At 72.7% G+C, this 19,563-nt stretch carries 14 protein-coding genes; 12 read left to right on the top strand and 2 right to left on the bottom strand.

What is annotated here, in order from left to right; genetic code table 11:
* Positions 1-419 precede the first annotated feature (419 nt).
* From pcaDC to ggt, 5 genes are all read left to right on the top strand, one after another.
* Positions 420-1,724: a bifunctional 3-oxoadipate enol-lactonase/4-carboxymuconolactone decarboxylase PcaDC gene (gene pcaDC, locus AC6I72_RS05685; protein ID WP_497999767.1), complete on the top strand. Its 1,305-nt coding sequence runs from the start codon at positions 420-422 to the stop codon at positions 1,722-1,724.
* Positions 1,725-1,877: 153 nt separating this feature from the next.
* Complete coding sequence (locus AC6I72_RS05680) at positions 1,878-2,513, top strand: MBL fold metallo-hydrolase (protein ID WP_497999766.1); 636 nt, start codon at positions 1,878-1,880, stop codon at positions 2,511-2,513.
* 72 nt (positions 2,514-2,585) lie between these two features.
* A complete protein-coding gene (locus AC6I72_RS05675; RefSeq protein WP_497999765.1) occupies positions 2,586-3,365 on the top strand; it encodes an exodeoxyribonuclease III in 780 nt (259 codons plus the stop codon).
* Positions 3,366-3,621: 256 nt separating this feature from the next.
* A complete protein-coding gene (locus AC6I72_RS05670) occupies positions 3,622-4,068 on the top strand; it encodes a DUF6278 family protein (protein ID WP_497999764.1) in 447 nt (148 codons plus the stop codon).
* A 480-nt stretch (positions 4,069-4,548) separates the two neighbouring features.
* Complete coding sequence (gene ggt, locus AC6I72_RS05665; RefSeq protein WP_497999763.1) at positions 4,549-6,360, top strand: gamma-glutamyltransferase; 1,812 nt, start codon at positions 4,549-4,551, stop codon at positions 6,358-6,360.
* 357 nt (positions 6,361-6,717) lie between these two features.
* Here the strand turns inward: ggt and AC6I72_RS05660 are convergent, their stop codons facing one another.
* Positions 6,718-9,273, bottom strand: a complete 2,556-nt coding sequence (locus tag AC6I72_RS05660) for an ATP-dependent Clp protease ATP-binding subunit (RefSeq protein ID WP_497999762.1) — start codon at positions 9,271-9,273, stop codon at positions 6,718-6,720.
* Between the two features lie 304 nt (positions 9,274-9,577).
* Here AC6I72_RS05660 and AC6I72_RS05655 point away from each other — a divergent pair, with 304 nt between their 5' ends.
* The 7 genes from AC6I72_RS05655 to AC6I72_RS05625 all read left to right on the top strand — a co-directional run bounded on the left by AC6I72_RS05655 (position 9,578) and on the right by AC6I72_RS05625 (position 18,587).
* Entirely contained in the window at positions 9,578-10,420 is an 843-nt protein-coding gene (locus AC6I72_RS05655; RefSeq protein ID WP_497999761.1) for a nitrilase-related carbon-nitrogen hydrolase, read from the top strand.
* A complete protein-coding gene (locus AC6I72_RS05650; protein WP_497999760.1) occupies positions 10,417-11,700 on the top strand; it encodes an aspartate aminotransferase family protein in 1,284 nt (427 codons plus the stop codon). The genes AC6I72_RS05655 and AC6I72_RS05650 overlap by 4 nt, the downstream gene beginning before the upstream one ends.
* Before the next feature lie 55 nt (positions 11,701-11,755).
* Positions 11,756-13,495, top strand: coding sequence for a PucR family transcriptional regulator (locus AC6I72_RS05645; protein WP_497999759.1), 1,740 nt, complete (start codon positions 11,756-11,758; stop codon positions 13,493-13,495).
* A gap of 218 nt (positions 13,496-13,713) precedes the next feature.
* A complete protein-coding gene (locus AC6I72_RS05640) occupies positions 13,714-14,556 on the top strand; it encodes a nitrilase-related carbon-nitrogen hydrolase (protein ID WP_497999758.1) in 843 nt (280 codons plus the stop codon).
* A gap of 31 nt (positions 14,557-14,587) precedes the next feature.
* Positions 14,588-15,991: a dihydropyrimidinase gene (hydA, locus tag AC6I72_RS05635; protein ID WP_497999757.1), complete on the top strand. Its 1,404-nt coding sequence runs from the start codon at positions 14,588-14,590 to the stop codon at positions 15,989-15,991.
* Between the two features lie 11 nt (positions 15,992-16,002).
* Positions 16,003-17,061, top strand: a complete 1,059-nt coding sequence (locus tag AC6I72_RS05630; RefSeq protein WP_497999756.1) for a TIGR03842 family LLM class F420-dependent oxidoreductase — start codon at positions 16,003-16,005, stop codon at positions 17,059-17,061.
* A complete protein-coding gene (locus AC6I72_RS05625; RefSeq protein WP_497999755.1) occupies positions 17,058-18,587 on the top strand; it encodes an NCS1 family nucleobase:cation symporter-1 in 1,530 nt (509 codons plus the stop codon). The genes AC6I72_RS05630 and AC6I72_RS05625 overlap by 4 nt, the downstream gene beginning before the upstream one ends.
* A 101-nt stretch (positions 18,588-18,688) precedes the next feature.
* Here the strand turns inward: AC6I72_RS05625 and AC6I72_RS05620 are convergent, their stop codons facing one another.
* Positions 18,689-19,414: a hypothetical protein gene (locus AC6I72_RS05620; RefSeq protein ID WP_497999754.1), complete on the bottom strand. Its 726-nt coding sequence runs from the start codon at positions 19,412-19,414 to the stop codon at positions 18,689-18,691.
* Positions 19,415-19,563: the final 149 nt, after the last annotated feature.

Raw genomic sequence — 19,563 nt, 5'->3', positions numbered from 1 at the left:
CGACCGGATTGAAAGGGCGGCCTGTCGGCCGTGACGCCCGTTTGTCTCCCTGGGCACCCACATGCATGGCGATGAGCCAGGAAATGGGTCTCACCTCAAGTTTTCCGGACCACATCCTCACCCGGTGGGCCGGGCATACGAGCGTGAAGACCACGAAAAAGTGGTACGTGAAGCCAGACGTGGAAGACCTCCGCACAGCTGACAGCTGTGCTGGTGAAGGCAGCAGCGCGTCGACGTGAGGACAGTGTGAGAGCGCGGCCGGCAGGACACGCTGCGTCAAGGCGCACGTGCACACTGAGAGGATCAGACTCGACCGATGAGGCCGCCGACAGTGCCCGAGGAGTCGAGCCGCAGGTGCATCGAGCCGCTGGTTTCCCCCGGCTGTGTGAGATTTTGTGAGACGTGAGAGGGTCTGGGGCGTGAGTGAGACACCGTCGAACACCCTGCAATACCGCTTTGACGGGCCGGAAGAGGCTCCCGTCCTGATCCTCGGTCCCTCACTGGGTACCACCTGGCACATGTGGGACCGGCAGGTTCCGGAGCTGACGAAGCAGTGGCGTGTCTTCCGGTTCGACCTGCCGGGACACGGCGGCGCGCCCGCCCATCCGGCCGGTTCGGTGGGGGACCTGACCTCCCGGCTGCTGGCCACCCTCGAAGGGCTCGGCGTGCAGCGCTTCGGCTACGCAGGCTGCGCGCTCGGCGGCGCGATCGGCGTCGAGCTGGCCCTGCGCCACCCGGAGCGCCTCGCCTCCCTCGCTCTGATCGCGGCCTCGCCGCGCTTCGGCACGGCGGACGAGTTCCGCCAGCGCGGGGTGATCGTCCGGACGAACGGGCTGGACCCCATCGCCCGTACGTCCCCGGACCGCTGGTTCACCGCCGGGTTCGCCGCTGCCCAGCCCGCGATCACCGACTGGGCCGTGCAGATGGTCCGCACCACCGATCCCGGCTGCTACATCGCCGCCTGCGAGGCGCTGGCCTCCTTCGACGTCCGTGCCGAACTCGGCCGGGTCGGCGTGCCCACGCTGGTCCTGGTCGGTTCCGACGACCAGGTCACCGGCCCCGCCGAGGCCCGTACGCTGGTCGCCGGCATCCCGGACGCCCGTCTGGCCGTCGTGCCCGGCGCCTCCCACCTGGTCCCGGTGGAGCAGCCCGCCGCCGTGACCGACCTGCTGGTTCGGCACTTCTCCACGGCCTGGCAGCCCGCCTTCGAGTCCAGCACCGGGCAGATGGCGATCGTCGCGGCCCCGGCCAAGCCCGTGCTGGCCCCACCGCCGCAGACTCCGCCGAGCGCGCCGATCGCCGAGATCGCCCCGGCGGCGGTGCCGCCGCAGCCCACGGGCCGGCCGGACCCGTACGACACCGGTCTCAAGATCCGGCGCGAGGTGCTCGGCGACGCGCACGTGGACCGGGAGCTGGAGCAGGCCGACGAGTTCTCGGGGGACTTCCAGGAGTTCCTCACCCGCTCCACCTGGGGCGGTGTCTGGGACCGCCCCGGTCTGGACCGGCGCACCCGCAGCTGCGTCGCGCTCACCGCCCTGGCCGCCGGCGGTCACCTGGAGGACCTGGCCGCCCACACCCGGGCCGCCCTGCGCAACGGCCTCACCCCGGACGAGATCAAGGAGGTGCTGCTCCAGACCGCGGTCTACTGCGGCATGCCCGCCGCGGGCAGCGCCTTCCGTGTGGCCCAGCGGGTCATACAGGAGGAGACGACTCTCACGGAGTGACACCCCTACGGGGTGACACCGCTCCTACGGAGTCCACAGAGCGGCACCGCACGGGCGGCGGGCCCGCGGCGTGCGCGGTGATCGTCCAGCCGGGCACCAGGAGCACCCCCCTGGGCAGGCCGTGTGCCCGGCGTGCGCGGCAAGATGGGGCGCATGAAGCTCACGAAGAAGTCGCACGCCTGTGTCCGCCTGGAGAAGGACGGCCGTACGCTCGTCATCGACCCCGGCGCCTTCAGCGAGGAGGACGCCGCGGTCGGCGCCGAGGCCGTCCTGATCACGCACGAGCACATGGACCACTTCGACGAGTCCCGGCTGCGGGCCGCCCTGGAGGCGAACCCGGGTGCCGAGATCTGGAGCCTGAAGGCGGTGGCGGAGAAGATCTCGGCGGCCTTCCCGGGCCGCGTGCACACCGTCGGCCACGGCGACACCTTCACCGCCGCCGGCTTCGACGTACAGGTGCACGGCGAGCTGCACGCCGTGATCCACCCGGACATCCCGCGCATCACCAACGTCGGCTACCTGATCGACGGCGGCAAGGTCTTCCACCCCGGTGACGCCCTCACGGTGCCCGGCCGGCCCGTGGAGACCCTGATGCTCCCGGTCATGGCGCCCTGGAACAAGATCGCGGAAGTGATCGACTACGTCAGGGAGGTCGAGCCGCGGCGGGCGTACGACATCCACGACGCGCTCCTGACCGACCTCGCCCGCCCGATCTACGACCACCAGATCGGCACCCTGGGCGGCGCCGAGCACCTGCGGCTGACCCCGGGGGACTCCGCCGACGTGTGAGGCACCGGCTGGGCAGACGGGGAGGGGCCGTCCGGCGGGGGGCTGTCAGTGCCGCCCGGTAGGTTGTGAGGCATGCGCATCGCGACCTGGAACGTGAACTCGATCACCGCCCGCCTCCCGCGGCTGCTCGCCTGGCTGGAGAGCAGCGGCACCGACGTGCTGTGCCTCCAGGAGGCCAAGATCGCCGAGGACCAGTTCCCGTTCGACCCGCTGCGCGAGCTGGGCTACGAGGCGGCGGTCCACGCCACCGGCCGGTGGAACGGCGTGGCGGTCCTCTCCCGGGTGGGTCTGGAGGACGTGGTCAAGGGCCTGCCCGGCGACCCGGGCTACGACGGGGCGCACGAACCCCGCGCCCTCTCCGCGACCTGCGGCCCGGTCCGCGTCTGGTCGGTCTACGTGCCCAACGGGCGTGAGGTCGACCACCCGCACTACGCCTACAAACTGCAGTGGTTCGAGGCGCTGAGGGCGGCCGTCGCGGGCGACGCGTCCGGCAGCCGCCCGTTCGCCGTCCTCGGCGACTACAACGTCGCGCCGACGGACGACGACGTCTACGACCGCTCGGCCTTCGAGGGCGCCACCCACGTCACCCCGGCCGAGCGCGCCGCCCTCGCCTCCCTGCGCGAGGCGGGCCTCGCCGACGTGGTGCCCCGGCCCCTGAAGTACGACCACCCCTTCACCTACTGGGACTACCGCCAGCTCTGCTTCCCCAAGAACCGCGGCATGCGCATCGACCTGGTGTACGGCAACGAGCCCTTCGCCAAGGCCGTCACCGACGCCTACGTGGACCGTGAGGAGCGCAAGGGCAAGGGCGCGTCCGACCACGCCCCCGTGGTGGTCGACCTGGACGTGTAGGCGCACGACCGCGCACCACCCGGGCGCGCGCCCTCTGCACGCGTCGCTCCCGACCGCGCGCCCCGCGTACGCGCCTCTTCCGGCCACGCAGGCGGGCGCCCGGCGTACGCCCCGCAGACCCCGCACACTCCACGCGTCGGCCGGCGTGCGCCCGGGGCATTGCCGGTCCATGGCGGTTCGGGCCGCGCCGGTTCCACGGCGGTTCGGGCCGTCGCCCCTGTGGCGCGTCCCGTGGTCGCGGTGCCACGCTGAGTGCATGGCCTTCCGCTTCACGGGCAACCGGCGCAAGAAGCACGCACCCGAGGTCGGCGTCACCGTCGTCTCCGCGGGCGACGGCTCTCCGACCCCGGCGGATCTCGCCGAGCTTTTTTCCACCTGCGAACAGTTGCGCGCCCTGGCCTCCGAGGCCGGTGTCCGCCTCGACGGGTCGGCCGCCTCCCTGGAGGCGCTCGACCAGCTGCTGCCGCGCTGGCGGGACGACGCCGAGACGGCGGGCCGGCTCGGCACCGACGCCGGGCTGTACCTGGGCACGGTCATCGTGCGCACGGTGCCGAGCGCGGTCTGGGAGTTGTGTCCGAACGGGAACCCGGTCGTACGGCTCGCCTCCGGCCGGGAGATCGTCGTCGTGGAGGCCGGGCACGCGTGGGCCGAGGAGGGCGTACCGGAACTCTCCCAGCTCTACGCGGAGGTCGCGGAGGGCTGAGACCCGCGCGAGGGCGGAGATTGCAGCAACCCCGCAAAGCCGCCGGTCGCCTTCCCCGGGGGCCGCGGACTGCGGGCATTCCTCCCCACCGGAGGACGCATCGGGCCGAACCTCGACTACGATGTGGCGTTCGCGACCGTCTCAGGGGGCAGCGGTCCACAGAGCCATACCCGGCCGGCGGCAGCCGGAGATCACTGCTCGCGCGGCGGTACGGACAGCCACTCCGGGTCGTCCGCAGGCGAGGAGAAGGTCAGCTGCGCGCCGGGCGGGTTGTGCTCGGCGGGAGACCGCCACGTACCGGTCCCGGGAGCGGCGCCCGGGCCGCCCCCCTCAGATCGGCCACGAGTTCGACCACGCCGAGGCCGTACGGGCCGGCGGGCGAGGCGCGGATCCGGCTGCGGCGGTACCGTGGTCGGACGGTCCTGACGGGATCATGGCAATGCAATAGGCTGCGCGGACGGTCTCTGACTGGAGGTGCGGATGCGTCGTCCCGGAGTACGGAAACTCACGGTCCTGGCGGTCTCGGCCGCAGTGGTGTCGGTGGGAGCGGCGGCACCGCCCGCCGCGCACCCGGACGCGGGGCCGGAACCGGCCCGGAAGGTTCCCGTGGCCGCCGGCTACGGCGGTGCCGTCGCGAGCGTCGACGCGGACGCCTCCGCCGCCGGCATCGAGGTGCTGAAGAAGGGCGGCAACGCCGTCGACGCGGCCGTGGCCACCGCCGCCGCCCTCGGCGTCACCGAGCCCTACTCCGCCGGCATCGGCGGAGGCGGCTACTTCGTCTACTACGACGCCAGGTCCCGCACGGTGCACACCATCGACGGCCGGGAGACCGCGCCGCTCAGCGCCGACGAGGACCTCTTCACGGAAGGCGGCAAGCCGCTCTCCTTCGACGCCGCCGTCACCAGCGGCCTGAGCGTCGGCACCCCGGGCACCCCCGCCACCTGGCAGAAGGCCCTCGACGAGTGGGGCAGCAAGCGGCTCGGGACGGTGCTGAAGCCCGCGGAGCGCCTCGCCCGCGACGGTTTCACCGTCGACGACACCTTCCGCTCGCAGACGGCGTCCAACGAGACCCGCTTCCGCTACTTCCCGGACACCGCGAAGCTGTTCCTGCCGGGCGGGCGGCTCCCCGTCGTCGGCTCGACCTTCAAGAACCCCGACCTCGCCCGCACCTACGAGGAGCTGGCCAGGAAGGGCGTCGGTGCCGTCTACCACGGCGACCTCGGCGACGAGATCGTCGACACGGTCAACCACCCGCCCGTCGACCCCGGTTCGGGCTGGAACGCCCGGCCGGGCAAACTCGCCGAGAAGGACCTCGCGGTCTACCGCGCCAAGCTCCAGGCACCCACGCGCACTTCGTACCGCGGTCTGAACGTGTACTCCATCGCGCCCTCCTCCTCCGGCGGCACCACCGTCGGCGAGGCGCTGAACATCCTGGAGCGGACCAACCTCTCCAGGGCGAGCGAGGCGCAGTACCTGCACCACTACATCGAGGCGAGCCGCATCGCCTTCGCCGACCGCGGGCGCTGGGTCGGTGACCCGTCCTTCGAGAACGTCCCCACCCGCGGCCTGCTCTCCCAGCGGTTCGCCGACTCCCGCGCCTGCCTCATCAAGGACGACGCGGTCCTCACCAGCCCGCTCGCGCCCGGCGACCCGAGCCGGCCCGCCGCCTGCGGCACCGGCGGGACGGCCGCGCCGACGACGTACGAGGGCGAGAACACCACGCACCTGACGACCGCCGACCGTTGGGGCAACGTCGTCTCCTACACCCTCACCATCGAACAGACCGGCGGCAGCGGCATCACCGTCCCGGGCCGGGGCTTCCTGCTCAACAACGAGCTGACGGACTTCTCCTTCGCGCCGGCCAACCCGGCCGTGCACGACCCGAACCTGCCGGGGCCGGGCAAGCGCCCCCGGTCGTCGATCTCCCCGACGATCGTGCTGGACGGGCACAACCGGCCGGTGGTGGCGCTCGGTTCGCCCGGCGGCGCGACCATCATCACCACCGTGCTGCAGACGCTGACCGGGTTCCTCGACCGGCACCTGCCGCTCGTCGACGCCATCGCCGCGCCCCGCGCCAGCCAGCGCAACGCGGCCCAGACCGAACTCGAACCCGCCCTCTACGACAGCCCGCTGCGCAAGCAACTGGAGGCGATCGGGCACTCCTTCAAGCTCAACCCGGAGATCGGCGCGGCCACCGGCGTGCAGCGGCTGCCGGACGGCAGGTGGCTGGCGGCGGCGGAGAAGGTGCGCAGGGGCGGCGGCTCGGCGATGGTCGTCCACCCGGCCCCGTAGGGCCCGTACGCCGTCCGCTCGGTCCACAGCGCGCGCACGCCGTCCAGCCGGCCCCGTACGCCTGTACGCCGTCCGCCCACCCCGTAGCCGTCCGTACGCCGTCCGCCCACCCCGTAGCCGTCCGTACGCCGTCCGCTCGGTCCCACAGCGTCCGCACGCCGTCCGTCAGGCCTGATGAGCCTGCCGTCCGACGGACCGTCCGTACGCACGCGGGACGCCGGGAACGGCCCGTACACAGGCGGGGCGGCGGGAAGCGCTCCGGGCGCACGCGCGGGGCGCCGGGAGCGGTCCGTGCGCATCCGGGCACCGGGGGCTGGCCTCACCGCTGAGGCCCGCCCCCGGCGCCCGGCGCCGTCGTCACCCGGTGGGTGCCGGGGCGGGCTCCCCGCCCTGCGGGCGGAAGGCGAGCCGGCCGTCCTCCGCGTCCACCGTGACCCGGCTGCCCTCGCCGACCCGCCCGTCCAGGAGCAGCCGGGAGAGCTGGTTGTCCACCTCGCGCTGGATGGTGCGGCGCAGCGGACGGGCGCCGTACTCCGGCTGGTAGCCGCGCTGCGCCAGCCAGTCCACGGCCGCGTCGGTGAACTCCACGGCCACGCCCTGCGCGTGCAGCAGCCGCCGGGTCTTCTCCAGCAGCAGGTCGGTGATCTGCCGCAACTGCTCGGCGGTGAGCTGGCGGAAGACGACGATCTCGTCGATGCGGTTGAGGAACTCGGGCCGGAAGTGCTCCCGCAGCGGGCGCAGGATCTGCTCGCGCCGCGCCTCCTCGTCCGCCTCCGCGCCGCCCGCGCCGAACCCGATCCCGGCACCGCGCCGGGTGATCGCCTCGGAACCGAGGTTGCTGGTCATCACGATGACGGTGTTGGTGAAGTCCACCGTGCGGCCCTGGGAGTCGGTGAGCCGCCCGTCGTCCAGGACCTGGAGCAGGATGTTGAAGACGTCCGGGTGCGCCTTCTCCACCTCGTCGAGCAGCAGCAGCGAGTACGGGTGCCGGCGCACGACCTCGGTGAGCTGGCCGGCCTCCTCGTGGCCGACGTAGCCGGGCGGGGCGCCCACCAGGCGGCTGACGGTGTGCCGTTCCTGGTACTCGCTCATGTCCAGGCGGACCATCCGGTCCTCGCTGCCGAACAGCGCCTCGGCCAGGGCACGGGCCAGTTCGGTCTTGCCGACGCCGGTCGGGCCGAGGAACAGGAAGCTGCCGATCGGCCGGTCGGGGCTGGCCAGACCGGCGCGTGAGCGCAGCACCGCCTCGGCGACCACGGCGACGGCCTCCTCCTGGCCGACGACCCGCCGGTGCAGGTGCTCCTCCAGGCCGAGCAGGCGCTCCTTCTCCTCCTGGGTCAGGCTGCTGACGGGGATGCCGGTCTGCCGGGACACCACCTCGGCGATGGCCTCGGCGGTCACCTCCAGGTGCTGCCCCTCGTCGGCCTCCTCGCTGCCGCCCGCCAGGGCGATGCGCTGCTTCAGCTCGCTGATGCGGTCGCGCAACTGCGTGGCCTGTTCGTACTGCTCGTCCGCGACCGCCTGGTCCTTGTCGCAGGCGAGCTGTTCGACCTCGCGTTCCATGGCCCGTACGTCCGTGCCCTTGGTCCGGGCCCGCAGCCGTACCCGGGCGCCCGCCTGGTCGATCAGGTCGATCGCCTTGTCCGGCAGCCGCCGGTCGGTCAGATACCGGTCGGACAGTCCCACGGCCGCGACCAGGGCCTCGTCGGTGTAGCGCACCTGGTGGTGGGCCTCGTAGCGGTCGCGCAGCCCGCGCAGGATCTCGATCGCGTCGGCGACGGTCGGCTCGGGCACCAGGATCGGCTGGAAGCGGCGGGCCAGCGCCGCGTCCTTCTCGATCCGCCGGTACTCCTCCAGGGTGGTCGCGCCCACGATGTGCAGCTCACCGCGGGCCAGCGCGGGCTTGAGGATGTTGCCCGCGTCCATGGAACCGCCCTCACCGCCGCCGCCCGCGCCGACCACGGTGTGCAGCTCGTCGATGAAGACGATCAGGTGTTCGGAGTGGGTGCGGATTTCGGTGACGATGTTGTTCAGCCGCTCCTCGAAGTCGCCCCGGTAGCGGGTGCCGGCGACCACGCCCGTCAGGTCCAGGGCCACCACGCGGCGGCCCAGCAGGATGTCGGGCACGTCGCCGTCGGCGATGCGCTGCGCGAGCCCCTCGACGATGGCCGTCTTGCCGACGCCCGCGTCACCGATCAGCACGGGGTTGTTCTTCCCTCGCCGGGAGAGCACCTCGATGGTCTGTTCGATCTCCTGGTCGCGGCCGATCACCGGGTCGATCCGGCCCTGGCGGGCCATGTCGGTCAGGTCGCGCCCGTACTTGTCGAGGGTGGGCGTGCCGGTGGAGCGCTGCTGCCGCTCGGGGCCCGGCGGGGCGGTCGTGTCCGGGGCCTCGGGCGGCAGGCCGGAGGCGGCGAACCGGGCCGCGTTCAGGATGTGCCCGGCCGCCGAGTCGGGGTTCATCGCCAGGGCGCTGAGCACGTGCTCGGGGCCGATGTAACCGGCGCCGCTGGCCCGCGCCATGTCGTGCGCGTCCAGCAGGGCGCGCTTGACGGCCGGGGTGAGGGAGAGCGCCGTGGGCGGTGGAGCCTCGCCCGGCGGGCTCTGCACGGGTCCGGACCGCTCGTCGATCTGCGTGGCGAGCGAGTCGGGGTCCGCGCCCGACCTGCTGAGCAGACTGCGGGTGGGTTCCGTGGCGAGCGCCGCGCGCAGCAGGTGCTCGGTGTCCAGGTCCCGGCTGCCGTGGTCGGCGGCGTACTGCGCCGCGCCCTTGACGAGTTCCCGGGCGGGCTGGCTCAGGAGCCTGCCGATGTCGACGTGCCGGGGACCGGGGCGGGTGCCGCCGAAGAACCGGGCGAAGAATTCGCCGAAGGGGTCGCGATCGCCCTCCGGGCCGACGAAGCCGCTGGTCATCGCTTTCCGTTCCTTCGCTGACGGGTGGCTCCCGCCGGGTAACCGGGTGCGCGGGGCTCATGCCCACGGTTGCATGTTCCGCGGGTCCGGGCACGTCGGGCGCCGGCCGGCCCGGCGGCGGGCACGGGTCCGGGCGGGCCCCCCGCCGCCCGGCCTCGGGGCTCACCCAGCGGAGTGTGAAACAGGATCGACTCCGCGGGTTCACGCCGATGGTCTTGGCAAGGCGGCCGGGGAGGCTTACGTTCGTGCCTCTACGTGTGTTCTACGGGCGTAGAGGCTCTGACGTACGTCGAAGGAGCAGCTCATGGCCAATGTCGTCCGCGCGGCCCTGGTCCAGGCCACCTGGACCGGCGACACCGAGTCCATGGTCGCCAAGCACGAGGAGCACGCCCGCGAGGCGGCCCGGCGCGGTGCCCGGATCATCGGGTTCCAGGAAGTCTTCAACGCGCCCTACTTCTGCCAGGTGCAGGAACCGGAGCACTACCGCTGGGCCGAACCGGTCCCGGACGGGCCGACCGTGCGCCGGATGCGGGACCTCGCCCGGGAGACCGGGATGGTCGTCGTCGCCCCGGTCTTCGAGGTCGAGCAGTCCGGTTTCTACTACAACACCGCCGCCGTGATCGACGCCGACGGCAGCTATCTCGGCAAGTACCGCAAGCACCACATCCCGCAGGTCAAGGGTTTCTGGGAGAAGTACTACTTCAAGCCCGGCAACCTCGGCTGGCCGGTCTTCGACACCGCCGTGGGCCGGGTCGGCGTCTACATCTGCTACGACCGCCACTTCCCCGAGGGCTGGCGGCAGCTCGGACTCAACGGCGCCCAGCTCGTCTACAACCCGTCCGCCACCCACCGCGGTCTGTCCTCCCACCTGTGGCGGCTGGAGCAGCCCGCCGCGGCCGTCGCCAACGAGTACTTCGTCGCCGCGATCAACCGCGTGGGCCGCGAGGAGTACGGCGACAACGACTTCTACGGGACGTCGTACTTCGTCGATCCGCGCGGGCAGTTCGTCGGCGACGTCGCCGGTGACGCCGGAGAGGAACTGGTCGTCCGCGACCTCGACCTCGACCTCATCGAAGAGGTGCGGCAGCAGTGGGCCTTCTACCGCGACCGCCGCCCCGACGCCTACGAAGGGCTGGTGCAGCCGTGAACGACCTGTACGACCGTCACCGGGCCGTGCTGCCCGACTGGCTCGCCCTCTACTACGAGGACCCGCTGGAGATCACCCACGGCGAGGGCCGCCACGTCTGGGACGCCCAGGGCCGCCGCTACCTGGACTTCTTCGGCGGCATCCTGACCACCATGACCGCGCACGCGCTGCCCGAGGTCACCAAGGCGGTGAGCGAGCAGGCCGCCCGGATCATCCACTCCTCGACCCTCTACCTCAACCGTCCGATGGTCGAACTGGCCGAGCGCATCGCCCGGTTGAGCGGCATCCCGGACGCGCGGGTCTTCTTCACCACCTCGGGCACCGAGGCCAACGACACCGCGCTGCTGCTGGCGACGGCGTACCGGCGCAGCAACACGCTCCTGGCCATGCGCAACAGCTACCACGGCCGCTCCTTCAGCACGGTCGGCATCACCGGCAACCGCTCCTGGTCGCCCAGCTCCCTGTCCCCGCTGCAGACGCTGTACGTCCACGGCGGCGTCCGCACCCGCGGCCCCTTCGCGCACCTGGACGACGCGGCGTTCATCGCGGCCTGCGTCGACGACCTCGAGGACCTCCTCGGGCACACCCGCCCGCCCGCCGCGCTCATCGCCGAACCCGTCCAGGGGGTCGGCGGCTTCACCTCCCCGCCCGACGGCCTGTACGCCGCCTTCCGGGACGTCCTGAAGAAACACGGCATCCTGTGGATCGCCGACGAGGTGCAGACCGGCTGGGGCCGCACCGGCGACCACTTCTGGGGCTGGCAGGCGCACGGACGCAGCGGGCCGCCGGACATCGTCACCTTCGCCAAGGGCATCGGCAACGGCATGTCCGTCGGCGGGGTCGTCGCCCGCGCCGAGATCATGAACTGCCTGGACGCCAACAGCATCTCCACGTTCGGCGGCACCCAGATCACCATGGCCGCGGCCCTCGCCAACCTCAACCACCTCCTCGAACACGACCTCCAGGGCAACGCCCGGCGGGTCGGCGGACTGCTCATCGAGCGGCTGCGGGCCGTCGCCGCCGGGCTGCCCGGCGTACGGGAGGTACGCGGACGCGGGCTCATGATCGGTGTCGAACTGGTCCGGCCCGGCACCGACGAGGCCGACCCGCGGGCCGCGGCAGCCGTGCTGGAGGCGGCCCGGGAAGGCGGCCTCCTCATCGGCAAGGGCGGCGGCCACGACACCAGCGCGCTGCGCATCGCCCCGCCGCTGTCCCTGACCGTCGCCGAGGCCGAGGAGGGGGCCACGATCCTGGCGGACGCCCTGCGCGCCGCCCACTGAGGGCGCGCCCGGGGCGCATTCCGCAGCGAGAGGCGAGAAGAGGGGAGTGCCGCCCATGACCACCGCCTCGGACCGAACCCCGGCCGCCCCCGGCCGCCCGGGACCGGCCGCCCCCGGCCCCCGGGGACCGGACCGCCCGGGACCGGCCGCCCGCCCCGCGCCGGAGACCGGCCTGCCCGCCCCACGTGTTCCCTCCGCCCTGTCCGTCCGCCAGGTGCTCGCCCTGGAGCGCGTGCTCGCCGGGGAGCCCGAGGTGGTGGCCGGCGCGGGCCGGCTCGACCGGCCCGTGCGCTGGGTGCACGTCGCCGAGGCAGCGGACGTCGGCGTGATGCTCAGCGGCGGCGAGATGGTGCTCACCACCGGCGTGCTGCTCGCCGGGGACGAGGAGAAACAGGCCGAGTACATCCGCTCCCTGCACCGCGCGGAGGCCGCGGCCGTGGTCCTGGGCCTCGGGCGGGCCTTCCCCGCGCCGCCCGAGGTGATGCGCCGGGCCGCCGAGCGGTGCGGGCTGCCGCTGGTCGTCCTGCACCGGCCCTTCCCGTTCGCCGAACTGACCGAGGAGGTCCAGTCCCGGCTGGTGCGCAGGAAGTTCGCCTCGGTCAGCCTCTCGGAGGCCGTGCGCACCGCCCTCACCGCCCTGATCACCGCCGGCGCCCCGCTCCAGGCGCTGCTCGACGAGATCGCCCGGCACAGCGCCTGCCCCGTCGTCGTCACCAACCTCGCCCACCGGGTCCTCGCCACCGCCGGGGAACGCTCCGCGGTGGACGACGTCCTGCGCGACTGGGAGCGCATCGCCCGGCAGGCCGGCCGCAGCGAGGGCGACGGCTGGATCCGCGCCGAACTCGGCGGCCGCGGCGAGAGATGGGGCCGGATCGTGCTCTGCGGCCACCGCGGGGACGCCGCCGCCGGACGGCTCCTGGCCGACCGCGCCGCCGAGGCCCTGGTCCTGCACCGGATGCTCGGCGCCGCCGCGGGCGGCTCCTGGGAGGAACAGTCCGCGCGGAGCCTGCTGACCGACCTGATCGGCGAGGCCGTGCCCGCCCGGCAGCTGCTGCCCCGGGCCCGGGCGGCCGGCCTCCCGGTCAACCGCCGCACCTTCGTGCCGCTGTTCGTACGGGACGCCGACCCGGCCCGACTCGACCGGCTGCTGCGGCTGCTGGGCCTGCCCGGCCTGGCCGCCGGAGCGTCCCCCGGCCTCACCGCCGTCCTGCTCAGCCTGCCCCGGGACCAGGACGCCGAAGCCCTCACCGCCCACTTCGCGACCCGGCTGCGGGCGGGGACGGGCGGGCCGTGCACGGGCCCGGGACACGGCGGTCCTGACCAGGCACCCCCGGGCACCGGCGCCCCGTACGCCGGGCCGGTCGTGGCGGCCGGGGAGGCCCGCGCGGGCTGGGACGACGTACCCGCCGGGCTGCGGGAGGCACGGCATGTGGCCGACGCCGTGGGGGACGCCGCCTCCGCCCGGGACCTGCCGGCCGTGGTCCGGCTGAAGGACGTCCACCTGCGCGGGCTGGTCCGGCTGCTGCGCGACGACCCGCAGGTGCAGTCCTTCGCCGAGCGGGAGCTGGACGGGCTGCTGTGCGGCACCGCGCAGGACCTGCTGGACGTGCTGCGCACCTACCTCGCCACCGGCCGCAACAAGTCCCGCACCGCCCGCCTGCACCACGTATCGCGGCCCGCGCTCTACCGCCGCCTGGAAGCCATACAGAGCCGCCTCGGAGTCGATCTCGACGACTTCGAACAGGCCGCCTCGGTGCACATCGCGCTCCTCGCGCACGACGCGCAGCAGCAGTGAGCGGGGCAGGACGCGAGGACGCGGGACGGGGCGCGCCGGGGACGCAGACACGCGAGCGGCATGACGAGCGGCGGACGGCAAGGGCGGTGAGGCATGGGAAGGCGCCAGGGTGACACGGTGGCACGCAGCACCCCCGGGGACGTGACACCGTGCACCTCAAAACCGGGCCCGCCCCCTCCCTACGCTCACCGCACACCGACCCAGCAGCGGAGGTTCCGATGAGCCGAGTGATCCGTGCCGCCCTCTTCCAGACCGCCTGGACCGGCGACAAGGAGTCCATGATCACGGCGCACGAGCAGGCGGTGCGCGACGCGGCGGCCCAGGGCGCCCAGGTCCTCTGCTTCCAGGAGCTGTTCTACGGACCGTACTTCTGCCAGGTCCAGGACCCCGCCTTCTACGCGTACGCCGAACAGATCCCCGAGGGCCCCACCGTCCGCCGCTTCCAGGCGCTCGCCCGGGAACTGGGCATCGTCCTCGTCCTGCCGATGTACGAGGAGGAGCAGCCGGGGGTCCTCTACAACACCGCCGCCGTGATCGACGCGGACGGCTCCTACCTGGGCAAGTACCGCAAGACCCACATCCCGCAGGTGCACGGCTTCTGGGAGAAGTTCTACTTCCGGCCCGGCAACAGCGGCTGGCCCGTCTTCGAGACCGCCGTCGGCAAGGTCGGCGTCTACATCTGCTACGACCGGCACTTCCCCGAGGGCTGGCGGGCGCTCGGCCTCGCCGGCGCGGAGATCGTCTTCAACCCGTCGGCCACCTCACGCGGCCTGTCCGGCTACCTGTGGCAGCTCGAACAGCCGGCGGCGGCCGTCGCCAACGAGTACTTCGTCGGCGCCATCAACCGCGTCGGCGTCGAGGAGTACGGGGACGACGACTTCTACGGGACGTCGTACTTCGTGGACCCCGAGGCGCGGTTCGTCGGCGAGGTGGCGAGCGACAAGGAACCCGAACTCGTCGTCCGCGACCTGGACCTGGCCAAGCTCCGCGAGGTGCGCGACCGCTGGCAGTTCTACCGCGACCGGGCGCCGGGCGCGTACACGCCGCTGACCGCCCCCTGACCCGGAACGTCCACCTGCAAGGAGTGGGAGCATGAGCAGCCGTACCGTCATCCGCGGCGGCCTCGTCATCACCGCCGCCGACGAGATGCACGCCGACGTCCTGATCGAGGACGGCCGCATCGCCGCCCTCGCCGCGTCCGGCACCCCCGCCGCCGAGGCGTTCACCGCCGAGCGGACCGTCGACGCCACCGGCAAGTACGTCATCCCGGGCGGCGTCGACGGACACACCCACATGGAGATGCCCTTCGGCGGCACCTACGCCTCGGACACCTTCGAGACCGGCACCCGGGCCGCGGCCTGGGGCGGCACGACCACCATCGTCGACTTCGCGATCCAGTCCAAGGGCGGCACCCTGCGCGAGGGCCTGGACGCCTGGCACGCCAAGGCCGAGGGCAACTGCGCCGTCGACTACGGCTTCCACATGATCGTCTCCGACGTGAACGAGGACACGCTCAAGGAGATGGACCTGCTGGTGGAGGAAGGCGTGACCTCCTTCAAGCAGTTCATGGCCTACCCCGGTGTGTTCTACAGCGACGACGGGCAGATCCTGCGCGCCATGCAGCGCGCCGCCGGCAACGGCGGGCTGATCATGATGCACGCCGAGAACGGCATCGCCATCGACGTCCTGGTCGCCCAGGCCCTCGCCCGCGGCGAGAGCGACCCGCGCCACCACGGCGAGGTCCGCAAGGCGCTCCTGGAGGCCGAGGCCACCCACCGCGCGATCCGGCTCGCCCAGGTGGCGGGCGCCCCGCTGTACGTCGTGCACGTCTCGGCGCGCGAGGCGGTCGCCGAGCTGACCCGGGCGCGCGACGAGGGGCTGCCCGTCTTCGGCGAGACCTGCCCGCAGTACCTGTTCCTGTCCACCGACAATCTCGCCGAACCGGACTTCGAGGGCGCGAAGTACGTGTGCAGCACGCCCCTGCGCGCCAAGGACCACCAGGCGGCCCTGTGGCGGGGCCTGCGCACCGACGACCTCCAGGTGGTCTCCACCGACCACTGCCCCTTCTGCTTCACCGGCCAGAAGGAGCTGGGCCGCGGCGACTTCTCCAAGATCCCCAACGGGCTGCCGGGCGTGGAGAACCGCATGGACCTGCTCCACCAGGCCGTCGTCGACGGGCACATCTCGCGCCGCCGCTGGATCGAGATCGCCTGCGCCGCCCCGGCCCGCATGTTCGGCCTGTACCCGAAGAAGGGCACCATCGCCCCGGGCGCCGACGCCGATGTCGTCGTCTACGACCCGCACGCCGAGCAGGTCCTGTCCGCGGCGACACACCACATGAACGTCGACTACTCGGCGTACGAGGGCAAGCGGGTCACCGGCCGCGTCGAGACCGTGCTCTCGCGCGGCGAGCCCGTCATCACCGAGCGGGAGTACACCGGACGCGCCGGCCACGGCGTCTACACCCCGCGCTCCACCTGCCAGTACCTCGACTAGGAGCGGCGCCCATGGACTTCGGACTCGTCCTGCAGACCGACCCGCCGGCCTCGCGCGTCATCAGCCTGATGCAGCGCGCCGAACACAACGGCTTCCGCTACGGCTGGACCTTCGACTCCGCCGTGCTGTGGCAGGAACCCTTCGTCATCCACAGCCAGATCCTCGCCCGGACCCAGCACCTGACGGTCGGCCCGATGGTCACCAACCCGGGCACCCGCACCTGGGAGGTCACCGCCTCCACCTTCGCCACCCTCAACGACATGTTCGGCAACCGCACGGTGTGCGGCATCGGCCGCGGCGACTCCGCGATGCGCGTGGCCGGCCGCAAGCCCGACACGCTGGCCCGCATCAGCGAGGCCATGAAGGTCATCCGGGCGCTGGGCAGGGGGGAGGAGGCCGACCTCGGCGGCGGCACGGTCGTCCGCTTCCCCTGGGTCGGCCCGGGCGCCGAAGTGCCCGTCTGGATGGCCGCGTACGGGCCCAAGGCCCTGAAGATGGCGGGCGAGGAGGCCGACGGCTTCATCCTCCAGCTCGCCGACCTGTACCTCACCGAGTACATGGTCAAGGCGGTGAAGGACGCCGCCGTCGCCGCCGGACGCGACCCGGCCGAGGTGAAGGTGTGCGTGGCCGCGCCCGCCTACGTCACCGCCGACGACTCGCCCGAGGCGCTCGCCCACGCCCGTGAGCAGTGCCGGTGGTTCGGCGGCATGGTCGGCAACCACGTCGCCGACCTGGTCGCCCGCTACGGCGAGCACTCCGCCGCCGTACCCGACGCCCTCACCGACTACATCAAGTCCCGCCAGGGCTACGACTACGCGCACCACGGGCGCAGCGGCAACCCGGACACCGCGTTCGTGCCCGACGAGATCGTCGACCGGTTCTGCGTGATCGGACCGGTCGCACAGCACATCGAGAAGCTGAACGCGCTGCGCGAACTGGGCGTGGACCAGTTCGCCGTGTACGCCATGCACGACGCGCGGGAAGCCGTGATCGACGCGTACGGCCGAGAGGTCATCCCCGTCGTCAACCCCGGACAGCCGAGCACCCCTTCTCGATCGGGGCGTCCATGACCGACACCGCACCCGCGGGCATACCGCCGACCGCCCAGGTCACCCTCCCCGACGGGCGCGTGGAGATCGCCCCCGGCACTCCACCGCCCAGCGGCCCCTACGCCAACGCCGACCTGCTCCCGGTCCCCGTGGCACGGCGCACCTGGACCACGTACAACTTCTCCGCACTGTGGGTCGGCATGGCCCACAACACCGCCTCCTGGACCCTCGCCTCCGGACTGATCGCCGTCGGCATGGACTGGAAGCAGGCGGTGTTCACCATCGCCGTGGCCAACCTGATCGTGCTCGTCCCGATGCTGCTCACCGGCCACGCGGGACCCAAGTACGGCATCCCCTTCCCGGTCTTCGCCCGTGCCTCCTTCGGGGTGCGCGGCGCCAACCTGCCTGCTGTCGTACGGGCGTTGGTGGCGTGCGGCTGGTTCGGCATCCAGACCTGGATCGGCGGCGAGGCGATCTACTTCCTGGCCGGGAAACTGATCGGGGACGGCTGGACGCACGCCACCGGGGCCGGCGGGTACGCCTGGACGATGTGGCTGTCGTTCGCCCTCTTCTGGGCGATCCAGGTCGCCGTCATCCACCGGGGCATGGACACCATCCGCCGCTTCGAGAACTGGGCGGCGCCCTTCGTCCTCGTCGGCGCGCTGGTGATGCTGTGGTGGATGAGTGCCAAGGCCGGCGGCTTCGGCCCGCTGTTCGACCAGCCCTCCCGGCTCGGCTGGGGAGCGGACTTCTGGAAACTGTTCGCGCCGTCGCTGATGGGCATGATCGGTTTCTGGTCGACGCTGTCCCTGAACATCCCCGACTTCACGCGCTACGGCAGGAGCCAGCGGGCGCAGACCTGGGGCCAGGCGCTCGGCCTGCCCACGACCATGACGCTGTTCGCGTTCCTGTCGGTCCTGGTGACCTCCGGGTCGCAGGCCGTCTACGGCCGGCCCGTCTGGGATCCGGTGCAGTTGGCGGCGAAGACGGACAGCACGGTGGGGCTGCTGTACGCGCTGGTGACCGTGCTGGTGGCGACCCTGTCGGTGAACATCGCCGCCAATCTGGTCTCCCCGGCCTTCGACTTCTCCAACGTCGCCCCGCGCAAGGTGAGTTTCCGCACCGGGGCGCTCGTCACGGCCGTCCTCGCCGTGGTGATCTGCCCGTGGAAGCTCTACTCCGACCCGCAGGGCTACATCTTCACCTGGCTCGGTCTGGTCGGCGGGCTGCTCGGCACGGTCGCGGGCATCCTCGTCGCCGACTACTGGATCCTGCGCCGCTCCCGGCTCGACCTCGGTGACCTGTACCGCCCGGGCGGGCGCTACTGGTACGCGGGCGGCTGGAACTGGCGGGCGGTCACCGCCTTCGTCGCGGGGGGCGTCCTGGCCGTCGGCGGCGCGGACTTCCACCCGCTGGTCGACGGCCGGCCCGTCGCGGCCCTGAAGCCGCTGGCCGACTACGGCTGGGCGGTGGGCCTGGGCACGTCGGCCGTGCTGTACCTGCTGCTGTCGCTGCCCGCCCTGCGGGACCGGTCCGCCGCCCGCTGAGGCGTGGCGGACAGGGCCGGGCGCGGCGGACGGAGAAGGCGGCCCTGCGGGACGCTGCCGGCCGGGGCAGGCGTGGACGGGAGGGCACCTGGACGGGGCGGTCAGTTCCCCTGGCCGCCCCCGCTGTTCACGAGCGCCGCCACCGCCTCCCTGGCGGCCTTGATCGCGCCCTTGTTGATCACGTCCGTGGCGGGCGCCTTCTTCGTCTCGAAGTCGCTGCCGTTGTACGTCACCACCACCAGCGCGTTGGCGGCCCGGACCAGCACCACGCCCTCTCGGGTCTGCTGCTTGTCCTCGGTGGTGAGGTTCACCACCGAGTACGCGGCGTCACCGAGGCCCGGGACCGCTCCGCCACCGCTCTTCTCACCTGTGCGCTGCTGGTAGGCGGCGGTGGCCGCCTCGTCCGACCGCATCACCTCGAACGACACGTCGAGCCAGCGGTAGTCGTAGCCCTTGAGCGCGTTCCACGAACAGGTGCGGCGCACGCTCTCGTCCGTCGACGCGATCTCCTTGCCCGCCGTCTTCGCACCAGGCACCAGCGCGGTGACGGTCTTCGTGGAGACGGCGGTGCAGGGCGCCGGGGCCGACGTGTACGTCTTCGGCCGGTCGGCCGCGGCCGTCGCCGAGGACGCCCCGGGGACCTGGGAGGAACCGTTCGACGAGGCCGACCGGGTGCCGGTGCCGCCGGCCCCCTGCCCGGCCGCGCCGTGCCCGTCGGCGGGCGGGGCGGCGAACGGGCCGGACGTCAACGCCCAGCCCGCACAGGCGAGTACGACGACCGGGCTCAGCCGCGCGGTGAGTGCGAGCGGCAGGGGAAGATCACGCACGGCACACTTCTCGTGTGGGGGAACGGACGATGCGGGGACCGTCCGCAGTGTGGACGGGACGACAGTGTCACACGCCCGCCTGTGCGGCGGAAGTGCCAACTCGCTCCGTGCTCGCGCGCTCACGCGGCCGACGCAGCCCGGGCGCGCGG

This window comes from Streptomyces sp. Xyl84 (assembly GCF_059731885.1).
Note: the sequence above shows the minus strand (reverse complement) of the source record. Positions and strands in the feature narration are given on the sequence as shown.